This is a genomic window from Jannaschia faecimaris (assembly GCF_900107415.1).
Classification (GTDB): Bacteria; Pseudomonadota; Alphaproteobacteria; order Rhodobacterales; family Rhodobacteraceae; genus Jannaschia; species Jannaschia faecimaris.
Window position 1 is genome coordinate 39,115 of sequence record NZ_FNPX01000010.1, and the last position, 21,962, is coordinate 61,076.

Annotated in this window: 21 protein-coding genes; 5 read left to right on the forward strand and 16 right to left on the reverse strand. The window is 61.7% G+C overall.

The genetic code is table 11. The features are described 5' to 3' along the window. Positions 1–76: 76 nt before the first annotated feature. The 6 genes from BLV27_RS11685 to gap (BLV27_RS11710) all read right to left on the reverse strand — a co-directional run bounded on the left by BLV27_RS11685 (position 77) and on the right by gap (BLV27_RS11710) (position 6,199). A complete protein-coding gene (locus BLV27_RS11685; protein ID WP_092646160.1) occupies positions 77–376 on the reverse strand; it encodes an FtsB family cell division protein in 300 nt (99 codons plus the stop codon). A 101-nt stretch (positions 377–477) separates the two neighbouring features. Beyond that, positions 478–1,371 (reverse strand): fructose bisphosphate aldolase, encoded by an 894-nt coding sequence (locus BLV27_RS11690; RefSeq protein ID WP_092646162.1) that lies wholly within the window; start codon positions 1,369–1,371, stop codon positions 478–480. A gap of 84 nt (positions 1,372–1,455) precedes the next feature. Further along, positions 1,456–2,631: a phosphoglycerate kinase gene (locus BLV27_RS11695; RefSeq protein WP_092646165.1), complete on the reverse strand. Its 1,176-nt coding sequence runs from the start codon at positions 2,629–2,631 to the stop codon at positions 1,456–1,458. 1,105 nt (positions 2,632–3,736) lie between these two features. Next, the gene (gene gap, locus BLV27_RS11705) at positions 3,737–4,738 is read right to left on the reverse strand and encodes a type I glyceraldehyde-3-phosphate dehydrogenase (RefSeq protein ID WP_092646169.1); all 1,002 of its coding nucleotides are present in this window, start codon (positions 4,736–4,738) and stop codon (positions 3,737–3,739) included. A 179-nt stretch (positions 4,739–4,917) separates the two neighbouring features. Next, entirely contained in the window at positions 4,918–5,061 is a 144-nt protein-coding gene (locus BLV27_RS19365) for a hypothetical protein (protein ID WP_170831433.1), read from the reverse strand. A 139-nt stretch (positions 5,062–5,200) separates the two neighbouring features. Next, entirely contained in the window at positions 5,201–6,199 is a 999-nt protein-coding gene (gene gap, locus BLV27_RS11710; protein WP_092646171.1) for a type I glyceraldehyde-3-phosphate dehydrogenase, read from the reverse strand. Between the two features lie 202 nt (positions 6,200–6,401). Between gap (BLV27_RS11710) and BLV27_RS11715 the strand changes: the two genes are divergently transcribed. Continuing rightward, on the forward strand, positions 6,402–7,355 hold the full coding sequence (locus BLV27_RS11715; protein ID WP_092646173.1) for a DUF808 domain-containing protein: 954 nt from the start codon (positions 6,402–6,404) through the stop codon (positions 7,353–7,355). Here BLV27_RS11715 and BLV27_RS11720 read toward each other — a convergent pair. From BLV27_RS11720 to tkt, 3 genes are all read right to left on the reverse strand, one after another. Beyond that, positions 7,352–8,086 carry an NYN domain-containing protein gene (locus tag BLV27_RS11720; protein WP_170831434.1) on the reverse strand — a complete coding sequence of 245 codons (735 nt, stop codon included), beginning with the start codon at positions 8,084–8,086 and terminating at the stop codon, positions 7,352–7,354. The genes BLV27_RS11715 and BLV27_RS11720 overlap by 4 nt on opposite strands. A gap of 83 nt (positions 8,087–8,169) precedes the next feature. Beyond that, positions 8,170–9,360 (reverse strand): oxidoreductase, encoded by a 1,191-nt coding sequence (locus BLV27_RS11725; RefSeq protein WP_244504635.1) that lies wholly within the window; start codon positions 9,358–9,360, stop codon positions 8,170–8,172. A gap of 6 nt (positions 9,361–9,366) precedes the next feature. After that, a complete protein-coding gene (gene tkt / locus BLV27_RS11730) occupies positions 9,367–11,400 on the reverse strand; it encodes a transketolase (protein ID WP_092646179.1) in 2,034 nt (677 codons plus the stop codon). Between the two features lie 135 nt (positions 11,401–11,535). On the opposite strand from tkt, the gene BLV27_RS11735 reads away from it, so the two are divergent. Both BLV27_RS11735 and BLV27_RS11740 read left to right on the forward strand, forming a co-directional pair. Then, positions 11,536–11,952, forward strand: a complete 417-nt coding sequence (locus BLV27_RS11735) for a hypothetical protein (protein WP_139176612.1) — start codon at positions 11,536–11,538, stop codon at positions 11,950–11,952. Beyond that, on the forward strand, positions 11,945–12,367 hold the full coding sequence (locus BLV27_RS11740) for a cell division protein ZapA (protein ID WP_092646325.1): 423 nt from the start codon (positions 11,945–11,947) through the stop codon (positions 12,365–12,367). The genes BLV27_RS11735 and BLV27_RS11740 overlap by 8 nt, the downstream gene beginning before the upstream one ends. A gap of 56 nt (positions 12,368–12,423) precedes the next feature. On the opposite strand, the gene BLV27_RS11745 is transcribed toward BLV27_RS11740, so the two are convergent. After that, the gene (locus tag BLV27_RS11745; protein ID WP_092646183.1) at positions 12,424–13,083 is read right to left on the reverse strand and encodes an SDR family NAD(P)-dependent oxidoreductase; all 660 of its coding nucleotides are present in this window, start codon (positions 13,081–13,083) and stop codon (positions 12,424–12,426) included. 99 nt (positions 13,084–13,182) lie between these two features. Here BLV27_RS11745 and BLV27_RS11750 point away from each other — a divergent pair, with 99 nt between their 5' ends. Then, entirely contained in the window at positions 13,183–13,758 is a 576-nt protein-coding gene (locus BLV27_RS11750) for a biotin transporter BioY (RefSeq protein ID WP_092646185.1), read from the forward strand. A 51-nt stretch (positions 13,759–13,809) separates the two neighbouring features. On the opposite strand, the gene BLV27_RS11755 is transcribed toward BLV27_RS11750, so the two are convergent. The 4 genes from BLV27_RS11755 to radA form a co-directional block, all read right to left on the reverse strand. Next, positions 13,810–14,220: a DUF1284 domain-containing protein gene (locus BLV27_RS11755; protein ID WP_092646187.1), complete on the reverse strand. Its 411-nt coding sequence runs from the start codon at positions 14,218–14,220 to the stop codon at positions 13,810–13,812. 48 nt (positions 14,221–14,268) lie between these two features. Further along, a complete protein-coding gene (gene purF, locus BLV27_RS11760; protein WP_092646189.1) occupies positions 14,269–15,744 on the reverse strand; it encodes an amidophosphoribosyltransferase in 1,476 nt (491 codons plus the stop codon). A gap of 86 nt (positions 15,745–15,830) precedes the next feature. After that, complete coding sequence (locus BLV27_RS11765) at positions 15,831–16,421, reverse strand: CvpA family protein (protein ID WP_092646191.1); 591 nt, start codon at positions 16,419–16,421, stop codon at positions 15,831–15,833. A 30-nt stretch (positions 16,422–16,451) separates the two neighbouring features. Beyond that, positions 16,452–17,819 carry a DNA repair protein RadA gene (gene radA / locus BLV27_RS11770; protein WP_092646327.1) on the reverse strand — a complete coding sequence of 456 codons (1,368 nt, stop codon included), beginning with the start codon at positions 17,817–17,819 and terminating at the stop codon, positions 16,452–16,454. Positions 17,820–18,315: 496 nt separating this feature from the next. Between radA and BLV27_RS11775 the strand changes: the two genes are divergently transcribed. Continuing rightward, positions 18,316–19,407: an autotransporter outer membrane beta-barrel domain-containing protein gene (locus BLV27_RS11775; RefSeq protein ID WP_170831435.1), complete on the forward strand. Its 1,092-nt coding sequence runs from the start codon at positions 18,316–18,318 to the stop codon at positions 19,405–19,407. Between the two features lie 89 nt (positions 19,408–19,496). Here the strand turns inward: BLV27_RS11775 and BLV27_RS11780 are convergent, their stop codons facing one another. Both BLV27_RS11780 and alr read right to left on the reverse strand, forming a co-directional pair. Next, complete coding sequence (locus BLV27_RS11780) at positions 19,497–20,282, reverse strand: hypothetical protein (RefSeq protein ID WP_092646195.1); 786 nt, start codon at positions 20,280–20,282, stop codon at positions 19,497–19,499. A gap of 174 nt (positions 20,283–20,456) precedes the next feature. After that, positions 20,457–21,506 carry an alanine racemase gene (alr, locus tag BLV27_RS11785; RefSeq protein WP_092646197.1) on the reverse strand — a complete coding sequence of 350 codons (1,050 nt, stop codon included), beginning with the start codon at positions 21,504–21,506 and terminating at the stop codon, positions 20,457–20,459. Positions 21,507–21,962 lie beyond the last annotated feature (456 nt).

Below are 21,962 nucleotides of genomic sequence, written 5' to 3' on the forward strand. Positions count from 1 at the left end.
GCGCAGAGGAGGATTGCCCGGATTGCAAAGCTGCCCGCGCCCAGCGTTGCGGGCTTCGCGGCTCGGCTTCGCGCGGTTATTCGACGATGATCTCGTCGGCCCGCGCGACACCCAAAACCTGACGCGCACGTTCATCCAGCAAGTCCAGATCTAGGTAATCGTCCGACAGCCGGCGTGTGCGGTCCTGCATCCGCCGCGTTTGTTGGTTCAAGAGTTCCATTTCGGCAAGAAGGACTTCACGCTCTGCGTCCAACTCCACTCGCCGAAAGACGCCGTATTCGCCTTGCACCGCTGCAAATACGAAGTAGCCACCGAACCCGAGAAGGGCCACCGGAAGGATCAGGCCGTAGCCTGCGCGTTTGCGTTTGAATGCCATCGAACTGCTCTTTGTCGGGCGGCCTCTTACGGGCCGGTCCCGGCACTATGACACAGGCTGATTCGCATGTGAATCCCCTTTTGGGGCGCTAATTGCGAACGTCAGCCCCCGACCGAGGCATTGTAGATGCTGTCGATCGTCTCGGCGATCGTTGCGTTGAACGTGGCATCGTCCTGCGCATCCGACAGACCTTCGGTCAGCGCGCGGCTGAAGCTGGCGATCACGCCGGGGTTCTTGGACAGTCGGCTGTTCGCCTCTTCGCGGGAATACCCGCCCGACAGGGCCACGACGCGCATTACCCTCGGGTGCTCGACCAGAGGGGAATAGAATCCGGGCTCTTCGGGCAAGGTCAGCTTCAGCATCACTTCCTGGTCGACGGGCAGTGTGTCCAGCTGCCGCATAAGAACGTCGCGCAGAATGACCTCGGCATCGGCCTTCTCATAAATGCTGATTGTAACTTCGGGTTCGATGATCGGGACCAATCCATGCGACAGCACCTGGCGGGCCACGTCGAGTTGTTGCAGGACGATCTCCTCGATGCCGTCCGGGTTCGCCGCGTCGATGACCGAGCGTTCCTTCGTTCCGAAGATGCCTAGGGCCTTGGCCCGCTCCAGCGTCTTGTCCAGGCCGGGGATTGGCTTCATCAGCTTCACGCCGTTCATTTCCGCCTCAAGACCTTTGTCGATCTTAAGGAACGGCACGATGCCCCGCTCTTCCCAAAGGTAGGTGGGGGCGGGCTTGCCGTGGAACTGCCGGTCCATCGTCTGCTCGAACAAGATGGCACCGATGATCTTGTCACCGGTGAACGCCGGAGCCTTCACGATCCGGGCGCGCATGCCGTGGATCAGATCGAACATCTCCTGCTCAGATGAATAACGGTTTTCATCTATACCATAGAGCCCAAGCGCCTTTGGCGTTGATCCCCCGGATTGGTCGAGGGCGGCAACGAAGCCCTGACCGGCACGGATCTTCGCGGCTTTGTCTTGATCGACCATGGGGACCTCCGGAGAAATAAAAAACCTTACCCCGGAAGTAAGCGGCCCCTCGGGATGTCGCAAGATTGGTTGCGCTAACGGGCCTCAGTGATCTGACAACGCCGCGACGCCGGGCAGCACCTTGCCTTCCATCCATTCCAGGAAGGCACCGCCCGCAGTCGATATGTACGTGAAATCCGTTGCAACCCCCGCATGGTTGAGCGCGGAAACGGTATCGCCCCCGCCCGCGACCGAAATCAGCTTGCCCGCCTTCGTCAGTTCAGCGGCGTGCCGTGCGGCGGCGACCGTTGCTGCGTCGAAGGGTGTCATCTCGAAGGCCCCCAGCGGCCCGTTCCAGACCAGAGTCGCGCAGCCGTCCAGCACGGTCTTGATATGCGCCACCGAATCCGGACCGGCATCCAGGATCATGTATCCTGCGGGAACTTCATCGGCCTTGACGGTCTGCGTGGGCGGATCGGCGCGAAATTCCTTGGCCACGACGACATCGTTGGGAAGAAGAATGGCGCAGCCCGCGGCCTCGGCCTTGGCGGTGATCTGGCGAGCGGTGTCCAGAAGATCATGTTCGCAGAGCGATTTCTGCACGTCTACACCCTGCGCCGCCAGAAACGTGTTGGCCATGCCGCCGCCAATGATTAGATGCTGCACTTTGCCGACCAGGTTGCCCAGAAGGTCCAACTTGGACGATACCTTGGCCCCGCCGACCACGGCCGCTACAGGCGGCTTGGGCTTGCCGAGCGCGGCCTCCAGCGCCTTCAACTCCGCTTCCATCGACCGACCGGCGCAGGCGGGGAGCAGGTGCGCGATGCCCTCGGTGGAGGCATGGGCACGATGGGCGGCGGAAAACGCGTCGTTGCAATAGACATCCCCGAGTGAAGCCAGGAATTTCGACATCATCGGATCGTTCGCTTCCTCCATGGGCGAGAAGCGTGTGTTTTCGATCAGGATCGGACCATCCGTCGCGTCGATCGTGGCGCGGTCCGGTCGTTCGATGAAGGCCACGTCCTGCCCCAATGCCTGCGACAGCGCCGGGACGACTTGGCGCAACGACATCTCGGGCACGACCTTTCCCTTGGGTCTGCCAAAATGCGCAAGCATAACCACTTTTCCCCCCGCCGCCTGAATGTCACGCAAGGTTGGCAGAATGCGATCGATGCGCGTGGTGTCGGTGACGTGACCGTCCTCCACTGGGACATTGATGTCCACGCGGGTCAACACGACCTTGCCGGCCAGGTCCATGTCGTCGAGGGTCTTGAAATTCATCGCAGATGCTCCGCTTGCTTTGCCCGTCAGATGCCTTTGACGGGTACATTTGTCGAGCAAAGAAAAGAGGTGCCGCTTTGCCCGAATTTGACGGTAGATGATGCAATGCGAAGCGTCCAACAAACACTCCCAGTTCAATTCGGCCCCACTTGAGACCTTCATAGAAGGCGGTCGGCTTACCTCAGGCTTGCAGTCACTTTTCTTGTGGCCGCAGGTCATTTCCCCAACAAAGCCACGACGGTGCCCAGATTCAATTTTATTGTTTCGTGTATGGAACATGACATGAGCCACGCCATGCACAATGAGCCTTGCATGAAGCGGGGCAGGATGGTTGTTGCAATCAGGCTATGCCCTTCGAACACTCGATGCCTTTTCAAACGTGATCGTCATGGAAACCGCTGCCGGCGGTTTTTGCGCTCTGAATCCGGCGCAGTTACCGTAGATTGGGTCATTCTGACATCTACGATTGTGGGCTTGTGTATCGCGGCAGCCGTGCAAGTTGGCGGCGGGCTTCGAGAAGCTTCTGACGACTTGACAGAATGCTTGGAAATCCAAGGGCAACTTGTTTCAAGCGACAACAGTTCTTACTACCTTGAGGACAGTCGTTCGCTGCGTTCAGGCGACAACAGGGCGTACCATCGGAAGAATGTTCTTGCGCGGCGTTGGTGTGGGAACCTGTGACGCCGTCCGTACATCTGGGCAAGCGCTGTCCCGAGGCTGGCTCTCCACAATAAAATGTAAACGCGACAACTACATACGAAGCAGGCAATGACAATCGATCTGAGACCGCAACAAGCAATTCACCCTTTATGAAAAGGGTATGGCGACCCGCCAGACGCTGTTTGCCGGGCCAGTCTTCGCCGTTACATCCGTAGGTATGCGACGGCATCCGTGACCATCAAATCCGGACATGTTCATGCAGTTAGAAAACGTGAACGCCAACGGTTTCGGGTAAGTCTAAATTCAGAAGATACTTGAAACACCCGAATTTATCTTCGGGAGTTTCAAACCATGCTTACTCCTCAAAACTTTCCACCCAAATCGACAAGGCCGATCGTTGCATCAGTCACTGCAATACGCCCGGCCGCGCGGGCCCCCCATGGCGTCAGATGAGTTTGCCCATCGCCACAGCCGTATCCGCCATGCGGTTCGAGAAGCCCCATTCGTTGTCGTACCACGACAGGATGCGGACCATCTTGCCCTTCTCCATGACCTTGGTCTGGTCGGTATGGAAGATCGACGAATGCGGGTCGTGGTTGAAGTCGGTCGAGACCAGCGGCTTGTCCGTGTACCCGAGGATGCCCTTAAGCTCGCCGTCGGCGGCCTTGCGGATCGCGTCGTTGATCTCCTCGACCGTGGTGTCGCGCGATGCGGTGAAGGTCAGATCGACGACCGAAACGTTCGGCGTCGGGACGCGGATGGCGACGCCGTCCAGTTTGCCGTTCAGATCGGGCAGGACCAGACCAACGGCTTTGGCGGCTCCGGTCGACGTCGGGATCATCGACAAGGCGGCGGCGCGGGCCCGGTACAGGTCCTTGTGCATCGTATCCAGCGTGGGTTGGTCGCCGGTGTAGCTGTGGATCGTGGTCATGAATCCACGCTCGATTCCGACGGTGTTGTGCAGGACATGGGCAACCGGTGACAGGCAGTTCGTGGTGCAGGACGCATTCGACACGATGATGTCGTCGGCGGTCAGCGTGTCGTGGTTAACGCCGTAGACGATAGTCTTGTCCGCGTCCGAACCGGGGGCGGAAATCAGAACACGGCTGGAGCCATTGTCCAGATGTGCCTGGCACTTTTCCTTGGAGGTGAAGATACCCGTGCATTCCATCACGACGTCCACGTCCGACCATGGCAGGTCTGCGGGGTTGCGCATCGCGGTGACGCGCATCTTGCCGCGGCCCACGTCAATCCAGTCGTCGCCGGTCGTCACGGGTGCGGGGAAGCGGCCATGAACGCTGTCGTATTGTAGCAGGTGGGCGTTGGTTTCGACCGGGCCCAGGTCGTTGATGGCGACCACTTCGATGTCAGTGCGTCCGCTCTCAATGATGCCACGCAGCACGTTGCGCCCGATGCGGCCGAAACCGTTGATTGCCACTTTGACCATGTTGTCACCTCCGGAGGATGCGCCGCGCAGTGCGGCGCGGGCGCGATGAAAATCTTCACGCGGGAACGTTTCGTTACCGCTAACGGTTCCGGCGCTAGCATGTCCGCAGCCCAGCACGCAACCGCCGCGAAAACGCTAACGCAGGATCGTGTTGAGGCAAATGCGCAAAATCGGAGGTGTCAGCGCCAGAAAGCAATCTGTTCGGTCAGATCAATCAAGCGCTTGCCGAGGAACATCGCAATCTGTGCATCGTTGAATAGCCAGTCCGAACCGAAGAACGAGACGAGCAGGATAGCAAGAATGGCAAAGGTCGTATTATTCATGGCGTTGAGCTTTGCGGGATGGTGCATGCGGATGCAAGCAGGAGGGCGCGGCAATCCCGCCATCCTGATCTGCGCCGCGTGGGTGCAATTTCTCTCGTCAGACGCGACCGCCTTGCCGCCGTGATTGACCCAATTGCCGCTAGATCATTCGACCCATGTGTGCGGCCACGTCGGCCATACGACACGAAAAACCCCATTCGTTGTCATACCACGCCAGAACCCGCACGGTGCGACCGACGACCTTGGTCTGGTCGGGCGCGAAGATCGACGAATGCGTTGTGTGGTTGAAGTCGATAGAGACCTTCGGCTCCGGGTCATAGGCCAAAACGGCCCCCATGTGCCCGGCCGCAGCCTCGGCCATCACGGCGTTTACGTCGGCCACCGTAACGTCCTTGCTTGCCTGAAACGTCAGATCGACGGCGCTGACGTTCGGCGTAGGCACCCGCAGGGCTGTGCCGTCCAGCTTGCCCGCCAGTTCTGGCACGACCTCCCCGATCGCCTTCGCCGCGCCTGTAGATGTGGGGATCATCGCCATTGCAGCCGCGCGCGCGCGATACAGGTCGTCATGCCGTCGATCCAGTGTCGGCTGATCTCCGGTATAGCTGTGAATTGTCGTCATGATGCCGCTCTCGATCCCGATGGCATCGTTCAGGACTTTGGCCATCGGGGCCAGGCAATTCGTGGTGCAGCTGGCATTCGACGCGACGTGGTGGTCCTTCGTCAGGGCCCGGTGGTTCACACCGTAGACGACCGTCAAATCCGCATCCTTCGCCGGGGCCGATACCAGAACTCGCTTCGCCCCACGCGACAGGTGGATCGCGGCGGCCTCGCGGTTGTTGAACTTGCCGGTGCACTCCAGAACGACATCCACGCCGTCCCAATCCAGCTCGGACGGGTCGTAAGTCGATTGCACGCGGATCGGGCCGTGCCCAAGGTCCAGCGTGTCGTCTTTTACCCGCACCTCTCCGCCGTAGCGACCGTGGACGCTGTCGTAGCGCAGCAGGTGGGCGTTGGTCTCGATCGGGCCGGTGGCATTCATCCTGACCACGCTGACGTCGTTCCGCGCGGCGCTTGCGATATGCGCCAACGTGCAGCGCCCAATGCGGCCGAAACCGTTGATCCCGATAGTAACCGTCATGCCCGAACTCCTGGTATCCTACGGTATGCCGTAGGATACCAGGTTGAGGTGGACAACGCGGAAAGCCATTTTTTGACAGTGTGTTAGCGTTAAACTTGGCCGGTTGCGCTAACCGTTAGCGCTGACAGAAGGTCCGGCGTACGTTGACCCCGGCGGGTGCGGCCTAGATCGTGCGCCAGACCAAACCGGGGATTCGGAATACATGAGCGGACTTCTTGCGCTTCTCGACGACGTGGCGGCGATTGCAAAGGTCGCGTCGGCTTCCATCGATGACATAGCCGCGCAGGCCACCAAGGCGGGGGCCAAGGCGGCGGGTGCGGTCATCGACGACGCTGCCGTCACGCCCAAATACGTGCATGGGTTTCAGGCCGCACGCGAATTGCCCATCGTGTTCAAGATCGCCCGCGCTTCGGTCTTCAACAAACTTGTCATCCTCCTGCCCATTGCGATGCTGCTGTCACAATTCGCGCCCTGGGTGATCCCGTATTTCCTGCTTTTGGGTGGCCTGTATCTGTGTTTCGAGGGGGCCGAGAAAGTATATCACTGGCTCATCCCCCACGATGACCTGAGCGACATTGACCCCGAAACCACCCCGCTGGACGACACCCATCTTGAGGAGCAGCGGGTCAAGGGCGCGATCAAGACCGACTTTATCCTGTCGGCCGAGATCATGACGATCATCCTGGCCAACATCGACCCCGGCAGCGCCTGGTACTTTGACGCGGCCGTTCTGGGCGTGGCGGCTCTTGCCATCACGATCGCCGTCTATGGTTCGGTCGCGTTGATCGTAAAGGCCGATGACGTCGGTCTTTTCATGGCCAAAAGCGGACGTCTGTCGGGAACCCGCGCCGTCGGTCGCGCGGTGGTCAAGGGAATGCCGACCTTCCTCGTGGTCCTGACGACCATCGGCACGGCGGCGATGATCTGGGTCGGCGGCAACATCCTGGTCCATGCCTTGGGGCAAATCGTCTGGCACGGCCCCTATGACCTGATTCACGCCGTGGCCGTGGCGGCGGCTAATGCGCTGCCCGTGGCACAGGGGTTCGTTGAATGGCTGGTCACTGCGGTGCTTGACGGGATCGTCGGTCTGTCCGTCGGTCTGCTGATCATTCCGGTCGTCGGTTTGTTTGCCGGCAAGAAGGACTCGGCGCACTAGGTCCGCAAGGCGAAACCCTCGGGCAGGAAGCGCACCATCGGTGTGCTCCTTTCTGCGTCGCCCGGCACACTCGGATCGATGGCGAACAATTCCGGATACCGCTTCAGAAACGCACGCCAAGTCTTTGCGCCTAAAGACGTGAGCGAGACGCCATGCTCTCTCTTCATTTCGTCATTCAGCACCTTCAGCGTGATCCCCCGGCCACCCTTGCTGTTGATCTTGATGACGCTGTGAACAAGGCCGGTCACCACTTCTTCTGTCAGCCCCATATTGTTCTTATTGGGAGCGTCCTGCTTGCGTGACTCCAAGGTGTTGAAGGCGGTGCAGGCCAGGGCGAAGCTGGGCGGTGCCTTATTCTCTCCGAGGCCGACGACACGAATGCTCAACGCTCTGAGTGCGAAGGCCAAGTGCCTGAAGTCTCCGTCAGAGCTTGCGATAATGGCCGTGTCGAACATTCGCCTGTGGGCCAAATCCATGGCCTCGACACACAACAAGATATCGGCTGCGTTCTTGCCTGTGCCGGCATGTATGAACTGAAACTCAGGTCGAGCCTGCCACGCAGGAGCTTTTGCCGCATTTCCATAGATGCGCAACATGCAGGCGGAGCCTTCCGACTTGATCCGCCGAAGAATCCCGTCCGCATTGTCGGCGCTTATATTGTCACCATCGACGAACACGGCGACGCGGTCGGTCTTGGCGCTATTTGCAAGAATCGGAAAAGATGCTGTCATGATCGGACCGTATTGCATCAGTGTGGCAAATCTTTGTCTTGCGATGGAGAAAACGCGTCGCAAGTGTCAGAAACGATTGGCGCTTACCTAGCAAACTGCTCTCGCCACAAACCGGTTCGCGCCGCATCGCGCTGGTCGTATGCGTCGATCGCAGCCGCCAGGTCATCGGAGTCGAAGCCCGGTGTTCCTTCGGCCAGCGCGGTCATCTGCATCGTGTACCACGCAGTCACGCCGCCTTCGGGTGGGGAGGTGAAGCGCGGGAATGCCGGATCGGCCCCGTTGTCTTGCCAGTGTCTTGGCAGAACCGGGTCAAGGACCAGCGCGCGCGCCAAACCGATCACGTCGACGGCACCGCTGTCCAGTGCGGCCACGGCCTGCGCGCGGGTCTTGACCCCACCGTTCAGCATCAGCGGCTTGGCCGTACGGGGACGGGCCTTGGCCGCGAACTCGAGGAAATATGGTCCCGACGACACCCGGTCCGAGGCCGAGGCCGCGCCGGGGAAATACGTCCCGCCGCTGATGTCGATAAGGTCGACCGTCGTGGCGTCGAGTGCCGAAATGACCTCCAGCGCCTCCGCCTGTTCGAAGCCGCCTTCCAACTGGTCGGTCGCGTTAAGCTTGATCGCAACCGGAAACGCGGTGCCGACGGCGGCGCGCACGGCCTCTACCACTTCCAGTGTCAGGCGCATCCGGTGGGAAAGGCTGCCGCCCCAGGCATCGCTTCTTTGGTTGAACAAGGGCGAGAGAAACTGGCTCAGCAGGAAGCCGTGTGCCGCGTGAACCTGCACGCCGCCGAAGCCCAGTCGTTTCGCCATTGCCGCAGTTCGTGCAAAAGCGGCGGGCAGGGCGGTAATTTCCGCTTCTGTCATCGCGTCGCAGTTAAGACCGGAAATATTCAGGGCCGAAGGGCCGCGCGGGCGGCTGATTGGCGGGTGGGCCATCGCGCCCGCGTGGCCCAGTTGCGCCCAGAGTTGCGCGCCGTTCGTGGCACCGCGACGGGTCAAGTCGCGCAGGTTCACCTCGTCGGAGGATGGTCCCAGCACGAGGTTGCCGGGTTTTTCCGCTACCGAGGGGTCGCCCTGAACTTCGCCGATGATGGACACGGCGACGCCGCCCTCGGCCCAGCGCTCATAAAGGCGCGCCTGTACGGGGCAGGGGTTTCCCCGTCCGTCGCCCAGCGAGTCCGACATCGCGGACTTCACCAGCCGGTTCTTCAGCACCACCCCACAGGGCAGCGTCAGGGGGCGGAACAAGGCCGTCATTGCTCCGCCCATGTCAGCTTACAGCATCTCGCGCGCGGCCTTGGCCACGGCTTCGGCGGTGATGCCGAAATGCTCGTAGAGAACATCAGACGGGGCTGAAGCCCCGAAGCCGTCCATTCCGACGAAGGCACCCTTGTCCCGCTTGCCGCGCTCACCGGTCAGCCAGCGATCCCAGCCCATGCGGCAGCCGGCCTCGACAGCCACGCGGACGGGACCGGCGGGCAGGACTTTCTTGCGGTACTTTTCGTCCTGCGCCTCGAATAGCTCCCAGCAGGGCATGGAGACGACGCGCGTTCCAATGCCCTCGGCCTGAAGGATGTCGCGGGCCTTCATGGCAATCTCGACTTCGGAGCCGGTGGCCATCAGGATGACCAGCCGCTTGCCCTCGGTCGCATCGGCCAGAACGTAGGCACCCTGCGCGACAAGGTTCTTGTTGGTGAACTCCGTCCGCAGCGTCGGCAGGTTCTGACGTGTCAGCGACAGGACGCTGGGCGTGCTGTCCGCCGTCAGCGCCAACTCCCAAGCTTCGGCCGTCTCGACCGTGTCGCAGGGGCGGAATACGTTGGTGTTGGGCGTCGCGCGGCAGACGGCCAGATGCTCGACTGGCTGGTGGGTCGGGCCGTCTTCGCCAAGGCCGATGCTGTCGTGCGTCATCACGTAGGTCACCGGAATGCCCATGAGCGCCGACAACCGCATCGCGGGGCGGGCGTAGTCGGTGAAACAGAAGAATGTGCCGCCATAGGGCCGCGCGCCGCCGTGCAACGCCATTCCGTTCATCGCGGCCGCCATACCGTGTTCGCGAATGCCATAGTAGATATAGCGCCCGCTGCGATCCTCGGGCGAGAAGACACCCATGTCGGCCGTAAGCGTATTGTTCGAGCCGGTCAGGTCCGCAGACCCGCCGATGGTCTCGGCCATGATCGGGTTGATCACTTCCAGCACGGTTTCGGACGATTTGCGGGTCGCCATCTTGGGCTGGCTCTCGGCGATCTGACGCTTGAGCGCCTTGATTGTGGCCGGCAGCCTGCGGTGGGCTTCACCGCGCAGCGCCCGCTCGAATTCGCCGCGCTTGCCCTGGCCCAGTTCGGCAAAACGCATTTCCCAGGCCGCGCGCTCTTCGGCTCCGCGGGCCCCGATGGCCTCCCATTCGGTTTTCAGGTCGGCAGGGATATCGAACGGCGCATACTCCCAGCCATACGCCCGCTTTGTGTCCGCAATCAGGGTCGGATCGGTCAATGCGCCGTGGCCCTTGGATGTGTCCTGCGCGCTGGACCCTATGGCGATGTGGGTCTCGCAGGCGACCATCGTCGGCTTCTTGCCCTTCTTGGCCTGCGTCAGGGCGGCGTCGATGGCGACCGGGTCGTGGCCGTCCACTTCGATCACGTCCCAACCCGATGCCTTGAAGCGCTGCTTCTGATCGGTGCTGTCGGAAAGGGACACCTTGCCGTCGATGGTGATGCCGTTGTTGTCCCACAGAACGATCAGGTGCGACAATTGAAGGTGGCCGGCCAAGGCGATCGCCTCTTGGCTCACCCCTTCCATAAGACAGCCGTCGCCGGCGACAACCCAAGTGTAGTGATCGACGATCTTGCGGCCGTAACGCGCGCGCTGGATTTCCTCGGCGATGGCCATGCCGACCGACGTTGCGATGCCCTGGCCCAGCGGACCGGTCGTCGTCTCGATCCCTGGCGCGTGGCCATATTCTGGGTGACCGGCGGTGATTGCTCCCAGCTGTCGGAAGTTCTTGAGCTGGTCCAGAGTCATCTCCGGGTAGCCGGTCAGGTGCAGCAGCGAGTAGAGCAACATCGATCCGTGACCCGCCGACAGAACAAAGCGGTCGCGGTCCGGCCATTCAGGGCGGCTGGCGTCGAATTTTAAATGCGATTCAAACAGAACCGTGGCGACATCGGCCATGCCCATCGGCATGCCGGAGTGGCCCGAATTCGCGGCGGCCACGGCATCCAACGTCAGGGTCCGGATCGCGGCGGCACGACGCCAATGGGTGGGGTTGGCGGCCCGAAGGGCGTCCAGGTCAGGGGTGTGATCGCTCATGTCGGTCTTCTCCGTAACTGTCGCATATCTCCTAGCAGGCTATCGCCGGGGTGCAAGGATTGGGCAGTCCCCTTTGACATGGGCGCGCAATTGCTGTGTCTTACGTGAAAAGACCCACCAGAAGGGATGGCATCGATGGCAGATCAGGCGGAACTCGACAAACGTATCGCCCGGCTGGAAGTGGCGCTGAGCGCCAATGCGGACGCGTTGGAGCAGGCACTGAAGCAATCGGCTGCTTCATCCGAGGTCCCGGACCAAAGCGCCGACCTGAAGGCCGCGCAGGACGAATTGCTGACCGCGCAGCAAACAATTCAGACGTTGGAGCAACTGGTTAAAGACCGCGAAGACAAGCTGGATACTGCGCTGGAGCGGGCAAAGACGGCCGAGGCAAAAGTCAGGGAGGTGCGTGCGCTAAAAGACGGGGCCGCACCGCAAGTCGCTGCGCTGGAAGCCGAGATGGTCGAACTGAAAGCGGCACGCGCGCAAGACCTGGCCGAGATGAAAGCCCTGTTGGCCGAACTGGAACCCATGCTGGAGAATGCAGATGCCTGACATGACCATCGAAATCGGGGGCAAGGCATTCATGGTCGCCTGCCAGGATGGCGAAGAGGGCTACCTCAAAGCCGCTGCGAATCTGCTGGACCGCGAGGCGCAGGTGCTGGTCGGTTCCGGTGTCCGGCTGACGCAAGACCGGATGCTGCTGATGGCCGGCCTGATGCTGGCCGACAAGACCATCTCCGCCGAGGAGGAGTTGCGCGCGCTCGACCGCCGGCTTGCCCAACAGACCCAATTGATCGACGAGATGCAGGCACGACCAGCTCCGACCCCCGAAGTACGCGAAGTGGTGAAGGAAGTTGAAGTCGTAAAAGAGGTCACGAAGGAAGTCATTCCCGACGAGGCGCTGGCACGCCTCGATGCGCTTGCCGAGCGCGCCGAGGCCCTGGTGGCGCAGGCCAAGGCTGGCTGACGCGCACGTCTTTGGTGACAAGCCAAAAGGCCCCGGACAGGGGCCTTTTATTTCCTTCAGAGCCCGATAAGGCCCATCAACCGCGCAGCTTCCGGTCGCGTCTCCGACAGCTTGGTGCGATCCTCGCCGGGATGGAACCGGGCGCGAACAGCGGTTGGCATGGGCTGCGGAGTAAGCAGGTGCACCTTGGACGCACGTGTCGTCGTCGCCTCGGCCTGCCAAGACCGGACCATCGCTTTCTGGGCTGCTTTCGTCGCCAGATACGCCCCGGCGAACTTGGACGGCCGGTCGTCGTCGAAGAATACGGCCTGCGCCGCGCCGTCGGCTTGCAACAGCGGGGCGACGTAGGGGATCAACCGCTGTAACGCCGTGACGTTGGTGTTCAACGACTTGGCGAAATCCTTCTCGTCCGCCATGTCGGTGGGCGACAACGGCGGCGCGTGGATCGCAGTGTGGACCCAAAGCGGCAAAGCACCCCAGCGGTCGTGTAGGCCTTTGCACAAATGCTGCATCGCGCCCGCGTCGCAAATGTCCATCGGGGCCAGCGTGGCCTTACCACCTTTGGCTTGGATGCGGTCGTCCAGCTCTTCCAGACCGCCTTGGGTCCGCGCGACAGCGACGACATGCGTACCTTTCGCGGCAAGATGTTCTGCAATGGCGGCCCCCAGGCCGCGCGACGCGCCGGTGACCAGCGCTAGCGTAGGATATTCTGTCATGGAAGCTCCCGTGCCACGACCTGATCGCGGGATCAAGTTGACACCCATTGCGGCAACGCGGAAAAGAAAAGAGACAACAGGTATTCCACGGAGAACGAGATGACCCTGACTGCAATGGCCCTGGGCCGCATGACCCTGATGAAGCAAGCCGCCCTGGTTCTGGGCGGCACCGGCGTTCTGGCGCTGGCCAGTCAGGTCAGTGTTCCGTTCTATCCGGTTCCGATGACGCTGCAGACACTGGCGGTCCTGTCGATCGGGTTTGCCTTTGGCTCGCGGCTGGGCGCGATCACCGTGCTGGCCTGGCTGGCGCAGGCCGCCATGGGCGCGCCGGTTCTGTCCAACTTTGGAAACGCGGCGACCTTCTTTGGCCCGACGGCAGGCTTCCTCGTCGGGTTCGTCGGCATGGCGTTCCTTGCGGGCCTCGCCTCCGAGAAGGGCCTGTTCAAGATGGCCGGCATGGGTCTTTTGGCCTCGGCTTTGCTTTACGTCCCCGGCCTTGCCTGGCCATTGGGCGTCGCCGAAGCAATGGGCCTACAGGTCTGGGGGCAGGATCTGGCCTTCGGCGCATTGCTGGACGCCTTTGCCATGCCGTTCCTTCTGGGTGACGCGGTCAAGGCGGTGTTGGCTGCTGCGCTGGTATCTGGTGGTCTGTCGGTCCTGCGCAAGCGCGGCTGACGTTCATCGCGATCCTGAACGCGAAACGCCGCATCCTCGGGTGCGGCGTTTTCATTTGAGTTGAAGGTCGGCCACAGCCCTTTTGCAGATGCCCATTGGTAACCACCGGCACCCTTCGCACAGCCGATCAAGGTCATCTGGTGCAACTCGATTTCGCGCGCGCTCCAGGCACTCCCCCCAAGACAGTGTTTGTCCCGGCGCGATGCCCAAAGCCGCACCGTGGGCCGCATCAAGTCGTGCTATCTCTTCCTCGTCAGAGCACCGCAGGCCGATGCGGTGCGGGCAGGGCGCGCAGATCGAATCCGCCTGGCCTGTGATATTGATCTGGATCTGTAGCCCTTGGCACCCGCGGAGTTGCTCGTTCGTGATGTGGCTCATGTTGGCTACAAAAGGGCCGTCATATCCCTCACCCCTCAGGCCGACGCTGCACAGGACGTGATGGGGGCGAAGCCGAATACTCATCCATATAAAGATATAGAAACATTCGGTTTTTGCAAGAAAATGGCCGCGCTACTCAGCTGCCTTCAACTGGAAGCCCTTGTGGATCTGATCGGATGGCTCAACCGGGTAGTCGCCCGAGAAGCAGGCGTCGCAATATTGCGGCGACGCGGGGTCGCGGCCCTTGGCCTCGCCCACGGCGCGATAAAGACCATCGAGCGAGATGAACTTCAGGCTGTCGACGCCCAAATGCTCCCTCATTTCTTCGGTCGACATCGTGGCCGCCAGGAGCTTTTCACGTTGCGGCGTATCCACCCCGTAGAAGCACGGCCAAGCCGTCGGAGGGGACGCGATCCGGAAGTGCACTTCCGCCGCACCCGCTTCCAATATCATCTCCTTGATCTTGTGGCTGGTGGTGCCGCGCACCACGCTGTCATCGACCAGGATGATCCGCTTGCCGCGCACCAAGGCGCGGTTCACGTTCAATTTCAGGCGCACGCCCATGTTGCGGATCGACTCCGACGGTTCGATGAAGGTTCGACCCATGTACTGGTTGCGGATGATGCCCATCGCATAGGGGATGCCCGATTCCAGGCTGTACCCAATCGCAGCTGGCGTGCCCGAATCCGGCACGGGGCAAACCAGGTCGGCATCGACCGGGGCTTCCTTTGCCAACTCGCGCCCGATATTCTCGCGCGTGGAATAGACGGACTGCCCACCAAGGATGCTGTCGGGGCGACTGAAATAGACATGCTCGAAAATGCAGAAGCGCGGCTTCTTTGCCTCGAACGGGCGGTGCGACACGATCCCGTCCTTTTCCGAAATCACGACCATTTCGCCCGGTTCTACTTCGCGGATGAACTCCGCCCCGATGATGTCGAGTGCACAAGTTTCCGACGACAGAACCCAGCCGTCCCCGACTTTTCCCAGCACCAGTGGGCGCACGCCTAGCGGATCGCGAACGCCGATCAGCTTGGTGCGCGTCATGGCCACAACGCTGAACGCGCCCTCGACGCGGCGCAGGGCGTCCTTCATCCGCTCGGGGATGTTGCGCTGAAGCGAGCGTGCCATCAGGTGAATGATGCACTCGGAATCGCTGCTGGATTGGAAGATGGAGCCACGCTCGATCAACTCCCGGCGCAGGCTGTCGGCGTTGGTGATGTTGCCGTTGTGCGCGATGGCGGCACCGCCCATCGCGAATTCGCCGAAGAAGGGCTGCACGTCGCGGATGGCGGTCGCGCCCTTGGAGCCGGAGGTGGAGTAGCGCACGTGCCCGATACCGATCGGGCCGGGCAACATGTCCATAACATCCTGCTGGGTAAAGTTGTCGCGCACATAGCCAAAGCGCCGGACGGTGTTGAACCCCTGCTCGGGGTCGTGGACGACGATGCCGCCCGCTTCCTGTCCGCGATGCTGCAACGCGTGCAGGCCAAGAGCGGTGAAGTTCGCAGCGCTGCTGACGCCGACGACGCCAAAGACTCCGCACTCCTCTTTCAATTTGTCATCGTCTTCAACGGGATCGAAGGGGGAGCTGCGCCAGTCGGTCATCTGTGATGATTCCTGCGGTTCAGTGCGTTTCGCGTGACATAGGCGCATCGGTAGCCAGTGTCACCCGTCTGTCATGAAAGGTGAGGTCACTCGGTCGGGGTGATGGGCTCGACCGGGCTGGCGGGTGCGCCGCAGTCGCCGACCATCGTCTCATAGCGGGACAGGATCCAGCCCGGTGCATCCTCGGGAATTTGCTCCTCGATTCCGCCTTGCACACGCTCGAAAACGGCCGCCGAGCGGCTGTTGGCAACCGAAGGGACACCTTCATTGACGGTCACGCGGTCGTAGACCACGAAAGCCACTGCAACCAGCAGCACACCTCGCAACACGCCGAAAAGAAACCCAAGGCCCCGGTCGAAGGGGCCCAGCACAGAATGCCGGATCGCACCCGATAGTAGGGGAGTGAAGAAGCTGGTCAGGATAAGGGCCAACGCGAAAACCAAGGCAAACGCAGCGATGACGGCCAGTTCACAGCTGTCGCCCAAGACATCGCCGACGTAAGGAATTTCACGTACCAGCGGCTCAGCCGCTCCGGCGAAGGTGAATGCCAGTATTGCGGCCGCGACCCAGCCCACGATGGCCATGGCTTCGCGGACGAGTCCGCGGGAATAGGCGAGGATGGCGGAAATAAGAATGACCGCCGCAACCGCGCCATCCACAATGGTGAAACCGTCCATTCGTGCCCCGTTCCTGGTCGCCGGGGGCGGTCAACCCGCGCCGAAAACCTCGCCCACCAAAGTGATCAGGTCCGGCAGCAGGCGCAGGCTCATTCCGCCCGCATCCCCCGTCTTGCACCCCTTCGGGGCCATAGCGGCTGTAAAACCAAGTTTGGCCGCCTCTTTCAACCGATTTTCGGCTTGCGAGACCGGACGCAGCGCGCCCGATAGGGACAACTCTCCAAATACAACGGTTTCCGGGGGGATGGAGGCGTCTTCCCGCGCTGAAAGAAGCGCGCAGGCCACGGCCAGATCCGCGGCCGGTTCGCTGATCCGGATGCCACCTGCCACGTTCAGATAGACGTCGAGGCCCTGGAAGCTGATCCCCGTGCGCGCCTCCAGCACCGCCAGGATCATGGAAAGCCGCGATCCGTCCCATCCGACGACCGCGCGTCGGGGTTGCGACAACTGGCTGGGCGCGACGAGCGCTTGGATCTCCACAAGCAGGGGGCGCGTGCCCTCGATTCCCGCGAAAACCACGCTGCCGGGGGCGGGGGCGTCACGGTCGCCAAGGAATAGGGCTGAAGGGTTGGTGACCTCCGCCAAACCCATGCCCGTCATCTCGAAGACACCGATTTCGTCAGCAGGCCCGAAGCGGTTCTTGACTGCGCGCAGGATGCGAAACTGGTGCCCGCGCTCCCCTTCGAAATAAAGAACCGTGTCCACCATGTGCTCGACCACGCGGGGGCCGGCGATCTGGCCATCCTTGGTGACGTGGCCGACCAGGATCACGCTGGTGCCGAAGCGCTTGGCGAAAGTCGTCAACTCATGGGCCGATGCGCGGACCTGGCTCACCGAACCGGGGGCGCTGTCCACCGTGTCGACCCACATCGTCTGGATTGAGTCGATGATGCACAGGTCGGGCTTTTCCGCTTCAAGGGTCGTCAGGATGTCGCGCAGGTTCGTTTCCGCCGCCAGTTTGACGGAAGATTCACCCAAGCCCAATCGCTGCGCGCGCATCCGCACCTGCGCCGTCGCCTCCTCGCCCGAGACATAAACAACGCTGTGCCCCGCGTTTGCGAAGGCCGCCGCCGCCTGCAACAGCAGGGTCGACTTGCCGATGCCCGGATCGCCGCCCACCAGCGTCGCGGAGGAAGGGACCAGCCCGCCGCCAAGCACCCGGTCAAGTTCCGACAGGCCGGAGAGCGTGCGTTGCGGCGGTGTTTCCTCGGTCGTCAGGTCGGTCAGCGCCATGCGCTTGCCCTTCATCGTGCCCAGCGATTTCTTGGACGGCCCCTGGGACAGGGGCACCTCCTCCTGAATAGAATTCCAGGCCCCGCATCCATCACAGCGCCCGGTCCATTTCTTGTAGGTCATGCCGCAGTCGGAGCAGGCGAATTGGGTGATCGGTTTTACCATGTTCTTGTTTTGGTCCATTGCGGCGTGCGGCGCAAGTGGGGCCGAAATCGGGCCGAGCCGCCTTGGTTTGGCATCCGCCGGGACCGCCCGTGATCGAACTGCAACGCCATGGCATTAGTTAACAACTTGTTAAGGCATGGAGGGGGATTTCTCGGAACGCCGTTGTAGGCCTTCATCCATACTGGCCCAGCACGGGCCCCACTCAGAAGAAGAGCTTATAATGAGTAGAGCAATTTGTTCCGGCATCACGGGTGCCATGGTTTTGGCGGCGACGACGGTGCTTGGCAGCGGGGCTTGGGCTCAGTCGGTCACCGTAAACGGGGCGATTAACGCGACCACCACCACATCATATTTCAATGGTTCAATACCTGGTGGAGGCTGCTGCACCTATGGCGGTACGGCTTTTTCATTTTCATACGACATTGTCAGGGTAACTGTCGTCAACGGACCCACTTTTTCGGCGGAAGTGACTTCCGCTTCTATTGGTGACCCATTCATGTGGGTCGGTCGTTCCGACTTTGACCTTTCCCTGAGTACCAATGAAGCCGTCGCATACAACGACGACGGCAATGGAGGAGGGTTTTGGTTAAACCCGAGAATTTCCACAGCGATCCCCGATGGGCAATACGCGGTTTTCGTTGCGAATCTTGGTGGCGTAGGTGGCGGGACCTACACCTTGGTGCTGAACGGTGTGACTCTTGGCTGGGGGCCAAACACCGCCACGCAACTCTCGGCCCTCTCTCAAGGCAGCGCCGCCCTTTCGCGCGGTGTCGTGATCCAGGCTGGGAGCGTCGCGGCCACACAGGCAAATGAAGGTCTGGCCGGCGACACTACCGCATCGTCGCGCGGCACCAACCCAACCGGCGTCAACACGTGGGTCGAGTTCACCGGCTTCGTCACCAACGGCAACGACCTGCGCCAAACCGCGACCGGCTTTCAGTTGGGCGGCGACATGCATGTCATGTCGAACCTCACGCTTGGCCTGTCCATCGGCCACAGCGAAGTTAATTCCGACACGACCGGCTTCGACCTCTCGGGCGACCTGACGTTCGTGCAGCCCTATCTTGCCTACGTGAACGGCCCGATGCGGGCGGAAGCCTCCCTGATCTATGGGCGCGGCGACTTCGAACAGATCTCGCTGGGTGGCACGGGCACCGCGGACTCGACGGTTGTGGCGGCCACCCTGTCGGGTGCCTATGACTTGGCGCTTTCGACCGGCCAAACCCTGTCGCCGATGGCATCGCTTTCGTACGGCGAAGAGGAAAGCAAGGGCATCGGCGGCACGCTGGCCGGGGCCGGAACGGAGACGACCAACTTCGGTCGCGCCTCCGTGGGGGCGCGCCTGTCCACCAACTTCGACATGGGGACTGCCTTCGTTGGTCTGCACGCCGACTATGACTATGCGAACGGCGACACCAATGTGATCGCGGGCTTCAATGACGATACGGGTCTGGCCGGTCGGGTCGAGCTTGGCGTCAACGCGGCCATCACCGACCGTCTGGACCTGCGGACCAACATGTCGGTCGGTGGCCTCGGCACGTCGACCAAGGATGTCGCCGCAGGCCTGACGCTCAGCATGAGCTTCTGATCGCAAGCGATTGAAGGAAAAGGGATGCACCGGTTACTCGGCGCGTCCCTTTTTTGTGATCTTGGCCGGGGTCGTTGCGGTCTGACCCGTTACTCCGCCGGGTGGGCCATCTTGTCGCTTGTACCGTCGCGCCGCGTCAGCCCGACCACGTTCTGCGGCCGATAATGACCAGTCAAATTTAGGGCGTCGGTCACCTCGGCCAGATCCTTTTGCAGGCGATCCAATTGCTTTTCAGCCAGCCCCTCCTCGACCGAGACGGCCTGCATCCAGCGCTTGATCTCCTGCACAGTGGCCTGCGCCATTGAGATCTTCTGGCGGTAATCCTCGATCTCCTGCTGGCGCTGGCGCAGGAAACTGCGGGCGCGGTCGACCTTCTCGGTGGAGTAGACTTCGGCGATCTCCCGGCTCTCCACAGACATTTGCGCGGCGACCTGAAGCACGTCGTGCTCCATCCCCGCCAGATCGGGATGGTTGCGCATCCATTCGATCCGGTCTCGCATCATGTCGAATTCACGACTCAGTTGAAACGTCCCGTCACGATCGGCGGCGTGGACCATGGCATAGGCCTGCGCGACATCGTTCATCGACAGGTGAAAATCGCGGTTGGTCAGCTCCAGCCGCCGCATCCGCGCATTTGCTGGCAAAAACCCCACCAGCAAGAGGATCAGAACCGTCATACCGATCTGCGCGATCATTCCGGCCTGTACGATGTCCTCGCCCCCCACCGAGACGGGCAGTTCAAGCCACGGCAGCACGCCTAGCAAAGCGCATCCAGTCAGTCCGGCAAGGACGAGTGCGACTAGAAACAGAACGAAAGTGCAAAGCTGTTGCAACAAGCTGGTCGCGAAGGCGACCGAAGGAGAGACGTCGTTCATCAAGCCAGACCCCTTTCCGGATCAGAATGTTCGGGTTTCTTGGCTGCTCACTCTCAGTATAGGCGGAAAGCCGCCGGTCGAAGCAAGAAATTCTTAACGATTTGTTAATAAAGTGCCGGGGTATCCCCGAAACACTTTGTTTTCTGAGCCTATCTCGAGCCGATAAGGGTCGTATCAGGAAACAGTTCCGCGGTATTGGCGCCGATACCTGCGACCCAATCGGGTCAGCATCTCATAACCAATCGTTCCGGCATGGGCGGCCAAGGCATCTATACCGTGGTGGGCATCCAGCAGGCGCACGGTTTCCGGATCGCGATCCAGATGGGAGATGTCGATAGTCATCAAGTCCATCGATACGCGCCCCACGACGGGGCAGGGCACGGGCCCGGCCATGACCTCGACCCCCGGTGCCAGCGCACGGTGCAGCCCGTCGGCATATCCCCCGGCCACGGTCGCCAGTCGCGTCGGTGCCCGGACGGCCCATGTCGCGTTGTAACCCACCGTCTCACCCGGTGCGGCGTCAAAGCAGGTGACCACCGGAAGCGCCAGTTCGACCACCGGGTCGGCCTTTGCGAAAGGCAGACCGCCGTAAATTCCGATGCCCGGACGAACCATGTCAAAGTGATATTCTGGGCCCAGCAAGGTGCCACCGGTCGCCGCAAGGCTTCGCGGGACGTCTATCCCGTCGGTCATTTCGTGAAACGCAGCTAATTGCGCCGCGTTTTCCGGCGCGTCCGGTTCGTCAGCCGAAGACAGATGCGACGCAACAAGAACCGGGCGCGCGCGCAGTGCCAGTTCGGCAACGGCTGCCCATTCGTCGAATTTCAGGCCCAGGCGGTTCATGCCCACGTCGAGTTGCAGGCCGAAGGGGTGACGGGGCAGGGTCTCCAGGTGCCGCTCCAGCTGTGCGAGCGAGCAGACCATCGGGACGACATCGCCACGCTGCAACGTGACCGTGTCGCCGGGCATGTGACCGTAATAGGCGTAAATCCGTGGCTCAGGCCCCAAGGCACGGCGCAACTCCAGCCCCTCGTCGGCGGTGGCAACGAAGAACGCGCGGCACCCTTCGGCGAAAAGACGCGCGGCGACTTGCGTGACACCCAAGCCATAGGCGTCGGCTTTCACCGTCGCCGCCGTCTCGCAGATCGACGACGTCATCAGGTCAAGCGCGCGCCAATTCAAGGCTACGGCTTCCAGATCAATATGAAGCACTCCGGTCGGCATGGGGATGGGTGATGCGATGCGATGCTGCCGCCGTCAAGCGGCGTTGCGCGGCACGGCATGCCCTCGGATCGCCTCGCTCATCCGCGCGAGCATGGCGCATTCGACCTAAGAAGGCGGACATCAGCTAGTTTAGAAGAAAAGCGACGGACCGATGGCCAACCCGAGATCGTTCAGAGTCTCGATCACGAGAGTGCGTGCTGGGCGACCAAAGCCACCCTCGGACAGTTCCTCGAATTTGCCGTTCACCTTGAAGGTGTCGAGCCCGAACCGGTTAAAGAACTGAAGGTACAGCGATTCGGAGTACCTTCGTCACGTCGGCCGGGTCTGCTCCTGCGTCAACGCGCGTGCCACCGGGGCCACGCGCCAAATATCGTCGCTATCGTCGCTGTCGTCGGAACGGATCATTACGGGCTGCTACACCCGCGGCGCAAAGCGTGAGGCGATGACGGTCGTCTT

Excerpts from the sequence above, each read along its gene's own strand:
- BLV27_RS11685 (WP_092646160.1), bottom strand. The coding sequence starts at position 376 with ATGGCATTCAAACGCAAACGCGCAGGCTACGGCCTGATCCTTCCGGTG.
- BLV27_RS11690 (WP_092646162.1), bottom strand. The coding sequence starts at position 1,371 with ATGGTCGATCAAGACAAAGCCGCGAAGATCCGTGCCGGTCAGGGCTTC.
- BLV27_RS11695 (WP_092646165.1), bottom strand. The coding sequence starts at position 2,631 with ATGAATTTCAAGACCCTCGACGACATGGACCTGGCCGGCAAGGTCGTG.
- gap (WP_092646169.1), bottom strand. The coding sequence starts at position 4,738 with ATGGTCAAAGTGGCAATCAACGGTTTCGGCCGCATCGGGCGCAACGTG.
- BLV27_RS19365 (WP_170831433.1), bottom strand. The coding sequence starts at position 5,061 with ATGAATAATACGACCTTTGCCATTCTTGCTATCCTGCTCGTCTCGTTC.
- gap (WP_092646171.1), bottom strand. The coding sequence starts at position 6,199 with ATGACGGTTACTATCGGGATCAACGGTTTCGGCCGCATTGGGCGCTGC.
- BLV27_RS11715 (WP_092646173.1), top strand. The coding sequence starts at position 6,402 with ATGAGCGGACTTCTTGCGCTTCTCGACGACGTGGCGGCGATTGCAAAG.
- BLV27_RS11720 (WP_170831434.1), bottom strand. The coding sequence starts at position 8,086 with ATGACAGCATCTTTTCCGATTCTTGCAAATAGCGCCAAGACCGACCGC.
- BLV27_RS11725 (WP_244504635.1), bottom strand. The coding sequence starts at position 9,360 with ATGGGCGGAGCAATGACGGCCTTGTTCCGCCCCCTGACGCTGCCCTGT.
- tkt (WP_092646179.1), bottom strand. The coding sequence starts at position 11,400 with ATGAGCGATCACACCCCTGACCTGGACGCCCTTCGGGCCGCCAACCCC.
- BLV27_RS11735 (WP_139176612.1), top strand. The coding sequence starts at position 11,536 with ATGGCAGATCAGGCGGAACTCGACAAACGTATCGCCCGGCTGGAAGTG.
- BLV27_RS11740 (WP_092646325.1), top strand. The coding sequence starts at position 11,945 with ATGCCTGACATGACCATCGAAATCGGGGGCAAGGCATTCATGGTCGCC.
- BLV27_RS11745 (WP_092646183.1), bottom strand. The coding sequence starts at position 13,083 with ATGACAGAATATCCTACGCTAGCGCTGGTCACCGGCGCGTCGCGCGGC.
- BLV27_RS11750 (WP_092646185.1), top strand. The coding sequence starts at position 13,183 with ATGACCCTGACTGCAATGGCCCTGGGCCGCATGACCCTGATGAAGCAA.
- BLV27_RS11755 (WP_092646187.1), bottom strand. The coding sequence starts at position 14,220 with ATGAGTATTCGGCTTCGCCCCCATCACGTCCTGTGCAGCGTCGGCCTG.
- purF (WP_092646189.1), bottom strand. The coding sequence starts at position 15,744 with ATGACCGACTGGCGCAGCTCCCCCTTCGATCCCGTTGAAGACGATGAC.
- BLV27_RS11765 (WP_092646191.1), bottom strand. The coding sequence starts at position 16,421 with ATGGACGGTTTCACCATTGTGGATGGCGCGGTTGCGGCGGTCATTCTT.
- radA (WP_092646327.1), bottom strand. The coding sequence starts at position 17,819 with ATGGTAAAACCGATCACCCAATTCGCCTGCTCCGACTGCGGCATGACC.
- BLV27_RS11775 (WP_170831435.1), top strand. The coding sequence starts at position 18,316 with ATGTGGGTCGGTCGTTCCGACTTTGACCTTTCCCTGAGTACCAATGAA.
- BLV27_RS11780 (WP_092646195.1), bottom strand. The coding sequence starts at position 20,282 with ATGAACGACGTCTCTCCTTCGGTCGCCTTCGCGACCAGCTTGTTGCAA.
- alr (WP_092646197.1), bottom strand. The coding sequence starts at position 21,506 with ATGCCGACCGGAGTGCTTCATATTGATCTGGAAGCCGTAGCCTTGAAT.